Raw genomic sequence first — 9,673 nt, 5'->3', positions numbered from 1 at the left:
ATGCTACAGTTAAGAAATACTACTATAAATCACATCAACAACTTAAAGAGCATCTTTATAGCTTCGTTATGGCCTACAATTACGCTAAAAGACTAAAAACTCTTAAGGGTCTCACACCTTATGAGTTCATATGTGATCAGTGGACAAAATTTCCTGATTTATTTATACTTCCATCACTCTTTGGGACCATACACCTAGAGAGGAAGTATAAGATCATAAGCCTGCGGAATCTGCTGCAGAGCAGCGTGATGGCGACAACCAGAGATTGAATTTCGAAGGAGGTCTATTGACCTAACTGAAATTTTAAGTTTTTTGCTATCAACAATAATGATTCATTACAAAAATTATTAATATCATCAATATTATCTATATTTTTTATGTTGATAGATTGATCTATTCTTTTCACGAGGTTAGATAGAACTTTATTAGGTCCTATTTCAACACACTTATTTATGCCACAATTTACTGCATATAACACCATTTCTTTCCATCTAACTCTACTCACGATTTGTTTGGATAGTAGACTTTTTATATTCTCAGGGTCACTCTCTTCTTGAGCTGTGACATTTGATATCAAAGGCACTATGGGACTGATCATTTTAACATTATTCAAACACTCCAAGATCTTTTCATCTGCAGGTTTCATGAGAGATGAGTGAAAGGGTCCACTAACTTGTAATTTAATTACTTTCTTAACACTTGAATTTTTAAGTGCATCCATTAGCATTTTGAGAGCTTCTGTTGTTCCACTTACCACTACTTGTCCACCACCATTATCATTTGCAATCTCACAAACTTCATTAATGTGGGCTGATTTTAATATATTTTCTACTTCGCCTGACTCTGTTCCTAGTAATGCTACCATGCTGCCTTTACATTGCATGGTAGCTTCATGCATGGCTTTGCTACGCACTTGTAGCAATTTTACGGTTGATTCGAGAGTTAAGGCTCCTGTAGCACATAATGCTGTGTATTCACCCACTGAATGTCCACATACGTATTTAACTTGTTCATCAGAAAAAAGGGACTTACCAAGTATATGCTCAATAACACGTAGAGTTGCTATTGATACCGCCATTATAGCTGGTTGAGCATTTTCTGTAATGGTTAATTCTTCAATAGACCCATTAAAAATGATGTCAGATAATTTTCTATTCAGTACATTATCAACTTCATCAAATACCTGCTTAGCAACAGAGAATTCACTATATAGGCTTTTTCCCATTCCTACATATTGAGAACCTTGACCTGGAAAAACAAAAATCATTAAGTTGTTATCTATATATCATTAATTAAATATGTTATTTTATTTTTTGTCAACAACAAGCAACTGCTTCATTAATGCTACTAAATCCATCTTTTCTTAGTAATTCTGCAAGTTCAAGGTTAATTTTTTTCACAATCTGAGGTCCATGATATATGAGCGAAGTATATAGCTGTACTAAAGAAGCTCCTGCTTTGATTTTTTCATATGCATCAGCACCACTTGAAACTCCTCCACATCCTATTAGCAGTACTTTGCCTTCTGTGAGCTTATACATATCACGCAATAATTGAGTTGAAAGTTTAAATAATGGCTTGCCACTCAATCCACCAATTTCACTCTGATGAGAATGTACGTTATCTCTATGTACAGTGGTATTACCTACTATTAATCCACTAATATTATGCTCCATGGTAAGCTCAGCTATATTTTCCTTTGTATGCTGGTCTATATCTGGTGAGATTTTTAATATTATGGGCGTATTTATTGATGCGCTGCCTGTTAGATCACGGACGGCTTGCAATAGCTGTGATAATTTTTGTTTATCATGTAAATTACGTAAATTGGGCGTATTGGGAGATGAGATATTTAAAACAATATAATTACTTTTGCCATGTACCATTTTTATCAAGCTGAGATAATCGCTAATTTGATCTTCCGATGTGCTATTTTTTCCTATGTTAATACCAAAAACACAGTCATCAAGTTTAGTTTTACTTATTTGCTTAAGAAAATAGTCTATTCCTTTACTATTAAACCCCAGCCTATTAATTATGGCCTGATCTTTAGTTAACCTAAAAATTCGTGGCTTTTTGTTTCCATGTTGTGGGTTTGGAGTAACGGTACCAACTTCCACAAACCCGAATCCGAACGACAACATAGGTTTTATCACTTCTGCATTTTTATCAAAACCAGCAGCCAAGCCGATGGGACTTCTAAGTTTTTTACCAAAGAAGTTTACACTTAAAGACTCTGGTAACTCTATAGATTTACCATAAGGAAGCATTTTTAATGCCATAATTACCAAAGAATGGGCAACCTCAGGTGGTAGTAAAAATAGTAAATTATGTAACATTGTTCTCAGATATATAGCTTATTTTTATCACGAAGAACATAACTTAGAAAGCAATTTCCGTAGGCAAAGATTAAGATTATGAGAAATTACTCCTTGTTATTTGCACTGCACTGCATTAATATTGAAGTATTAATCTAAAAATTTGTAATGCATAACATTGTAATTGTCGGTCTGCAGTGGGGAGATGAAGGTAAAGGCAAAATAGTAGATTACCTTTCTGAAAATGTAGATGCAGTTGTTAGATTTCAAGGTGGAAACAATGCTGGACATACCATAGTAGTAAATGATGATGAAGTCTATAAATTAAATTTGTTACCCTCCGCTGTTTTGAGATCCAACAAGATATCTATTATAGGAAATGGTGTTGCTCTTGACCCACATGCATTAGTCTCAGAAATTGAATTATTGAGAGCGAAAGGGATAGATATAAACCCTAATAATTTAGTAATATCCGAAAGTTGTCCTCTAATATTAAGTATACATAAAGATAAAGAAAAGCTATTTGAAGAGTTAAATGAAAATCATAAAATTGGCACGACAAATAAAGGTATAGGTCCATGTTATGAAGATAAAGTAGGAAGAAGAGCGATACGTCTCTGCGACTTGGAAAGTGAAGATGAGCTAAATCAAAGAATAGAAACTCTTCTTAACTATCATAATGCAATCAGAAAAGGCTTAGGTAGTAAATTAGTAACAAAAGAAGAAACGATAAAAGAGCTACAGGAAATCTCAAAAAAGATTCTTCCATATAAGAAATCAGTATGGAAAGTATTGAATAACCTGGTGATGGAGAACAAGAAAATAATATTTGAAGGAGCTCAAGGTACGTTCTTAGACATTGATCATGGAACATATCCATTTGTTACTTCAAGTAATACCATAGCATCACAGGCAATAACGGGTTCGGGGTTATCTTCAAGTGCTAATGTTATTGGAATAGCAAAAGCTTATACGACAAGGGTTGGCAACGGTCCATTTCCTACTGAACAAAATAATGAAATAGGAGATAGCTTATTTACTGTAGGAAAGGAAGTAGGAACGGTAAGCAATAGAAGAAGGCGCTGTGGGTGGTTTGATGCAGTTTTAGTGCGTCAAGCTGTGAAGCTTTCTGGAGTTTCAAGTATCGTGCTAACTAAATTGGATATACTTGATTCATTTGATAGGATTAAAATATGTACTGGATATCAGTACAATAATGAAGAGTATGATCATTTACCAGCATCACATGTAATACAAAAAGAACTAGAACCAATATATGAAGAATTCCCTGGCTGGAAGGAGAGTACTCAAGGTAAGCGATATGCTGAAGATTTGCCTGTTAATTTGATAAAATATGTAGAAAGAATAGAACAATTAATAGGCGTACCGGTTGATCTAATTTCCACCAGTCCAAAAAGGGAAGATATTGTTATACTGAAAAAGAGCTGTTAATTAAGTGCCATCTAATTTACTGATATTGGTATGCCTAATTTTGAAATGGCTGCTTGAATTTTTTATACAGGACATTAATACAAGTAGCTATGCAATATGGTGAAAGTTTTTATTGTGCATAAAAGATAAATTATTACAATAAATTTAGAATTAAGGAATAATAAAATGCAAGACGATAGTAAAACAAAGGTAGAAGAAGGTAAAGGTATATTGGGTTGGATAGAATATAGACTGCCTATATTTTCTTTCCTAAAACACTTTGCTTCGTATCAAACACCAAAAAATTTAAACTATGCCTGGAACTTTGGTTCTCTGGCTGGTATAGCATTAATTTTACAAATAATTACAGGTATATTTCTTGCTATGCACTATACTCCGCATGTTGATCATGCATTCAACAGTGTAGAGCGTATAATGCGTGATGTAAATTATGGATGGTTAATACGCTATACTCATGCTGTAGGAGCATCACTTTTTTTCATGGTAGTTTATGTTCACATAATGCGAGGGTTATATTATGGATCCTACAAGAAACCACGGGAATTAGTGTGGTTTATCGGCATATTCATATTTTTTGCAATGATGGCTACTGCCTTTATGGGATACGTTCTTCCTTGGGGACAAATGAGTTTTTGGGGCGCAACGGTAATAACTAATTTATTTTCAGCCATACCGATTATTGGTAACAAGATAGTCATATGGTTATGGGGTGGCTTTTCCGTTGATAATCCAACACTTAATCGCTTTTTTACTCTACATTACTTATTGCCCTTTATTATTGTTGTGCTAGGCGCGTTGCACGTTGTTGCTTTACATAGATTTGGATCTGGTAATCCGAGTGGAGTGGAAGTACAGTCAGAAAAGGATACTGTGCCATTTTATCCTTATTATGTTGCCAAAGATTGTATAACCTTTGGTTTGTTTTTTGTAGTTTTATTTCTTTTTGTTTTTTACGCCCCTAACTACCTTGGACATCCAGACAATTATATAGAAGCTGATTCTATGGTAACTCCACCACATATAGTGCCAGAGTGGTACTTTTTACCTTTTTATGCAATGTTACGTTCAATTCCAGGTAAACTCTCTGGAGTAGTTGCCATGTTCTTTTCTATTTTAGTCTGGTTTTTTCTGCCTTGGCTTGATAAATCAAAAGTCAAAAGTGGTGCTTATCGTCCAGTATTCAAAATATTCTTTTGGGTTTTTGCTATAAATTTTTTCTTTCTCGGATGGCTAGGTGGGCAAGAAGTTAAAGAGCCTTATCTCACACTAAGCAGATTATCAACTCTTTATTACTTTACATATTTTTTAATTGTTTTACCGCTGCTTAGTAAATACGAAAAAACAAAGGCGCTACCAAAGAGTATAAGTGCGGGGATGAAGTGATGTCGATGAGAATTATACTTTGCCTGTTATTTCTGATTAATGTTGCGTTTGCTGAGGAATTTCAACCATCACCAAACAAAAAGATAGATTGGAAATTTGAAGGAATTACCGGGTACTTTGATAAAGAATCAATTCAACGTGGTTACAAGGTGTATAAAGAAGTCTGCGCTGCTTGTCACTCGATGAATAGAATAGCATTTCGTAACTTAAGAGATATTGGTTTTTCTGAAGAAGAAGTAAAACAAATTGCCGCTTCTTATCAAGTTAAAGATGGCCCTAATGACTTAGGTGAAATGTTTGAAAGACCTGGAGTGCCCTCGGACTATTTCATAGCTCCCTTTAGTTCAAAGGAAGCTGCTGCAGCGGCAAATAATGGTGCAGCTCCGCCAGATTTATCATTAGTCATAAAAGCAAGACATGATGGTGCAAATTATGTCTATTCGCTACTCACCGGCTACGAGGGTAGTGAGCCAGATGCAAGTGGCTTATACATTAATCCGTATTTTTCAACAGGTAAGTTAGCTATGGCACCACCGCTATCTGAAGGATTAATAGAATATAATGGTGATAGAAAGGCTACAGTTGAGAACATGACGTATGATATAGTGAATTTTCTACATTGGGCAGCAGAACCAGAGTTAGAACATCGGCGTAAGTTAGGGTTAAAAGTAGTGACATATTTTATAATTTTAACGATATTCTTTATATTCACTAATAATAAAGTGTGGAGCAATCTTTATAAGAAAAAGAAATAGATTTAGATCAGAGATACAAGGTCTATTGTTAAATATCATCAAGTATAGAATGATTTACTTCTACTTTATACTTCGATTCCAGATAGCTAATTAACTGCTCTTTTAGGGACATTACAACACGCTTTCCAGTGTCAAGAGTATTTAATTTACCATCTGATGGATTCATACCCTTTAACATACCTATTATAATAGCATTATCATGTTTAATGAGGTTTGTTGCTGAACCAATGTCCTTCATGTTAAAAATTTCTTCGACAAAAGAAAAAGGATAATCTGGTTGGTCGCGATGTATCTGCTGTTCTTTTAATAACTCTATGCCTTGCATTTCATTGATATCAGCACCAGCCTTATCTTTAATTTGACCGACAATTTTCTGTCCAATTTCAGACATTTTTTCTGCTATAAATTTATTACGCCAGAGTTCTAACACTGATGATTTGCTTTCTTCAAAGTTTTGTAGTTTAGGTGGAATAATATCAGTGATTTTAATACTAACAATGGAATCACCAACACCCTTGAAGTAACTTTTTTGGTCCTTCCCACGAGAAAAAATGAGAGAAATCAGATCATTAGAATTCTCATTAGCATCTACAGGCCCAATAGTTTGCATTGGTAAATTATACTCATTGGATATTTCTTCGATAGTTGCACCGTTGTACACTTTATAATTTGCTTGATTAATAAAATCATTCACCTTTTCAAAAGATTTTTGATTAGCCAAAACTGACTTAATATCTACTTTTAGTTTCACTAAATCTTCATGCGAAATTTGATGTATACTTTCTATTTTAATTATATGCCAACCAAAGCTACTTGCTAAAATTTCGCTAACCTCCCCTTCTTTGAGAGCAAAGATTGTATCTTGCATATTTTTAGGCAGAAAGTCCTTAGTTATGTTGTTGATCCTCATGTCTTCAAGACCTGTTTTACCAAACTCTAATGCCACTTGTTCAAAATTTCTTTTGTCTTCTATCAACATTTTTTTTGCCTTTTCAGCTTCTTCTTTAGTGGAAAACACTAAATTAAGTACATCTCGTTGATCTTTGAGAGCCCGTTGTTCGATAATATTGTCAACTTCTTCACCTGAAATTTTGACCTGATCTTCAAAATATTTTGGACCTATAGAAATATATTGTGCAGTCCTATACTCTGGGTAATAAAAATTAGATTTGTTCTTCTCATAGAAATTAAGTAAAGTCTGATTATCAGGTTTAGAAGTACTAGTAACTGCATCTTTAGTTATTTTTATGATATCTACCACTCTAGTTTGGTAACGATGTTTATAAATTTGTTCATCAACTTTCTCACCATAAGTTATTGGATAATTGTCTTTAAACAAGGAAGTCATAAGCATTATCGCTGGTAAGATTCTTTTGAGTTTTAACACATATTCTTCTTCGGTGATATGCAAACTATTTAACATCTCATTAAATTTATTTTTATCAAATTCACCTGTGTCATTTTGAAAGTATTTTGTATTTTTAATATGATCTTTAATTGACTCTTCTCCAACTTCTAAGTCGAGTTCACTTGTTAGATTAAGCAACAATTTTTGTTCTATGAGTGCATTAAGTAAATCGTATTTCAACTTTTTTTGTGTTTCACTAGAGCTAGTAGCACTACTATAGTTTTGATATAGAGACTTATATTCATTCAGTGATATAATTTCCTTGCCAATTCTTGCCACATGTTGCTCTTGATCATTATCTGACAAAAGATTACTAATCCCTACTAAGATTAATAAACAAGCTAAAAAGACAGCAATTACCTTAGTGGAAGTATTCATACATGTGTAAGCTAATAAACAGTTAATTATAGGATAATGATAATTTTACTCTTGTAAACCCTTGTCACTTTAGTAGATTTTTTATGACAAACCCCTCAATTTATATCTTAAAATTCAAAGAGTACAGTATCATATCCAGAGTATAAAACAAAGCAAACTAGTTGACTTTTATAATTATTGTAGTAACTTTATTGATTATGTTAGGGAACCTTAGAAATAATAAATACAGCATTCCTATAATCTTTTTGCTATCTAGTGTTACTGCTCTAGTTATTGCATATGTACTGCAATATTTTTTTAACATGTTGCCATGTAAGTTATGTATATATGAACGCGTAGTTTTTTATGCTGCAGCATTGCTTGCAGTAGCATGTCTACTTAAGCACAATAAAATTCTAATTTATATGATGTTTTGTAGCTATATAATAGGTATAATTATATCTTTCTACCACATTGGCCTTGAGCTTCATTGGTTCCATGATATCGTAGGGTGTACAGAACAGATAAGCAATAATGTTACTATGGAAGAACTAAAAAATAATCTATTGAATCCTAATTATTCTCCATCTTGTGATAAACCTCATTATATTCTGGGCATTTCTTTGGCAACGTGGAATTTAATTTATCTATTAGCAGTTTTAAGCAGCACTTATATTAAAAAGAATAGTCATTGCTAATTGTTGAGCTGCCGCAGCTGGGTAAAGTGTATATGTATTCTGATGGTAAATGGAGGGCAAGTTGAAAAACAATATTAATAAATTAAAAGGAAATTTCTTGCAGCAGGCAATAAGAGTAAATCATGCTGGAGAATATGGAGCTATTTGCATCTATTATGGCCAAAAACTTATCCTAAAAAAATCTCCTATAATAAATAAGATTATTGAAATGGAAGAACAGGAAAAAAAGCACTTAAACTATTTTGACGAGAAGATTAGAGAGCATAAAATTCGCCCCACCATTCTGTTGCCAATTTGGAAAATGTTAGGAATATCACTAGGAGCTGTAACTGCAACTATGGGTGAAAAAGCTGCTATGGCTTGTACTGTTGCAGTTGAAGAAGTTATAGGAGAGCATTATAAAGAGCAAGTTCTGCACTTAGAAGATGGAGAATTAAAAGAAACAATAAGTAAATTTCGTGATGAAGAGTTAGAGCATAGGGACATTGCCATTGAACATGATGCAGAAAATGCATTTGGTTATAATACCTTATCTTCTTTTATTAAAACAGGTTGTAAAATTGCCATTTATCTATCTAAAATATGCTAACTAGCGATCAGAGTTCTAATAAAAAAGGAGCAAATATAAATGTAAGAAATAACTTGATGAAGCAGTTTGGCTTGTATCAATATCGGTGTACAGTCCCAAAGAGTGATGGTATAATAAAATATGAGAAAAAAATACCATCAAAGGAGGAATTATCAAGTATTACATGGGTGCGCCAAGACAACAGAGGCGGTGCGTAGAGCAATACAAAATAGTAAAGAGAGCATAGCAAAACTTGCTGAGCGCTATCCCGAAAACTATTGTAAAATGGAAAAAACGTTCATTCACTAAAGATGTGAATATGGGACCAAAACATCCAAGATCAACGGTTTTAAGCAAGGAGGAAGAGGCTATAATTGTTGCATTTCCACTTCTACCATTAGATGATTGCCTTTATGCCTTGCAGTCTACAATTCCGCACTTAACTCGTTCTAGCCTGCATCGCTGTTTGCAAAGACACGGCATTAGCAGGCTGCCAGAAATTGAAGGAGAGGTAAAAGCCAAAAAGAAATTTAAGCAATATCCAATCGCATATTGATATTGCAGAGGTTAGAACAGAAGAAGGAAAATTATGTTTGTTTGTTGCTATAGATAGAACATCGAAATTTACCTATGTTGAGTTGCATAATACTGCTACAAAACCCATAGCTGCAGAGTTTCTACGCAATTTGATTAGAATCTTGCCATCACACTGTTTTAACAGACAATGGCATACA

Annotated in this window: 8 protein-coding genes and 2 pseudogenes; 7 read left to right on the top strand and 3 right to left on the bottom strand. The window is 33.7% G+C overall.

Features of this window, described 5'->3' with window-relative positions; translation table 11 throughout:
• A pseudogene (locus IC220_RS01215) lies at positions 1-198 on the top strand (IS481 family transposase); the annotation flags it as partial.
• Positions 199-283: 85 nt separating this feature from the next.
• Here the strand turns inward: IC220_RS01215 and fabD are convergent.
• On the bottom strand, positions 284-1,267 hold the full coding sequence (fabD, locus tag IC220_RS01210) for an ACP S-malonyltransferase (RefSeq protein ID WP_188152787.1): 984 nt from the start codon (positions 1,265-1,267) through the stop codon (positions 284-286).
• A gap of 49 nt (positions 1,268-1,316) precedes the next feature.
• On the bottom strand, positions 1,317-2,339 hold the full coding sequence (locus IC220_RS01205; RefSeq protein WP_188152786.1) for a quinone-dependent dihydroorotate dehydrogenase: 1,023 nt from the start codon (positions 2,337-2,339) through the stop codon (positions 1,317-1,319).
• Positions 2,340-2,486: 147 nt separating this feature from the next.
• Here IC220_RS01205 and IC220_RS01200 point away from each other — a divergent pair, with 147 nt between their 5' ends.
• The 3 genes from IC220_RS01200 to IC220_RS01190 all read left to right on the top strand — a co-directional run bounded on the left by IC220_RS01200 (position 2,487) and on the right by IC220_RS01190 (position 5,908).
• Positions 2,487-3,770, top strand: a complete 1,284-nt coding sequence (locus IC220_RS01200; RefSeq protein ID WP_188152785.1) for an adenylosuccinate synthase — start codon at positions 2,487-2,489, stop codon at positions 3,768-3,770.
• A gap of 165 nt (positions 3,771-3,935) precedes the next feature.
• Entirely contained in the window at positions 3,936-5,153 is a 1,218-nt protein-coding gene (locus tag IC220_RS01195) for a cytochrome b (RefSeq protein ID WP_188152784.1), read from the top strand.
• Positions 5,153-5,908: a cytochrome c1 gene (locus IC220_RS01190; protein WP_188152783.1), complete on the top strand. Its 756-nt coding sequence runs from the start codon at positions 5,153-5,155 to the stop codon at positions 5,906-5,908. Before IC220_RS01195 ends, IC220_RS01190 begins: the two co-directional genes overlap by 1 nt.
• A gap of 28 nt (positions 5,909-5,936) precedes the next feature.
• Here the strand turns inward: IC220_RS01190 and IC220_RS01185 are convergent, their stop codons facing one another.
• Positions 5,937-7,694 carry a peptidylprolyl isomerase gene (locus IC220_RS01185; RefSeq protein ID WP_188152782.1) on the bottom strand — a complete coding sequence of 586 codons (1,758 nt, stop codon included), beginning with the start codon at positions 7,692-7,694 and terminating at the stop codon, positions 5,937-5,939.
• Positions 7,695-7,891: 197 nt separating this feature from the next.
• On the opposite strand from IC220_RS01185, the gene IC220_RS01180 reads away from it, so the two are divergent.
• The 3 genes and pseudogenes from IC220_RS01180 to IC220_RS01170 form a co-directional block, all read left to right on the top strand.
• Entirely contained in the window at positions 7,892-8,371 is a 480-nt protein-coding gene (locus IC220_RS01180; RefSeq protein WP_188152781.1) for a disulfide bond formation protein B, read from the top strand.
• Between the two features lie 49 nt (positions 8,372-8,420).
• Positions 8,421-8,960 carry a demethoxyubiquinone hydroxylase family protein gene (locus IC220_RS01175; protein ID WP_188152780.1) on the top strand — a complete coding sequence of 180 codons (540 nt, stop codon included), beginning with the start codon at positions 8,421-8,423 and terminating at the stop codon, positions 8,958-8,960.
• Between the two features lie 120 nt (positions 8,961-9,080).
• A pseudogene (locus IC220_RS01170) lies at positions 9,081-9,673 on the top strand (transposase family protein); the annotation flags it as partial.

It is taken from the genome of Wolbachia endosymbiont of Pentalonia nigronervosa (genome assembly GCF_014534705.1).
GTDB lineage: Bacteria > Pseudomonadota > Alphaproteobacteria > Rickettsiales > Anaplasmataceae > Wolbachia.
This window is presented reverse-complemented; position numbering and strand designations above follow the sequence as displayed.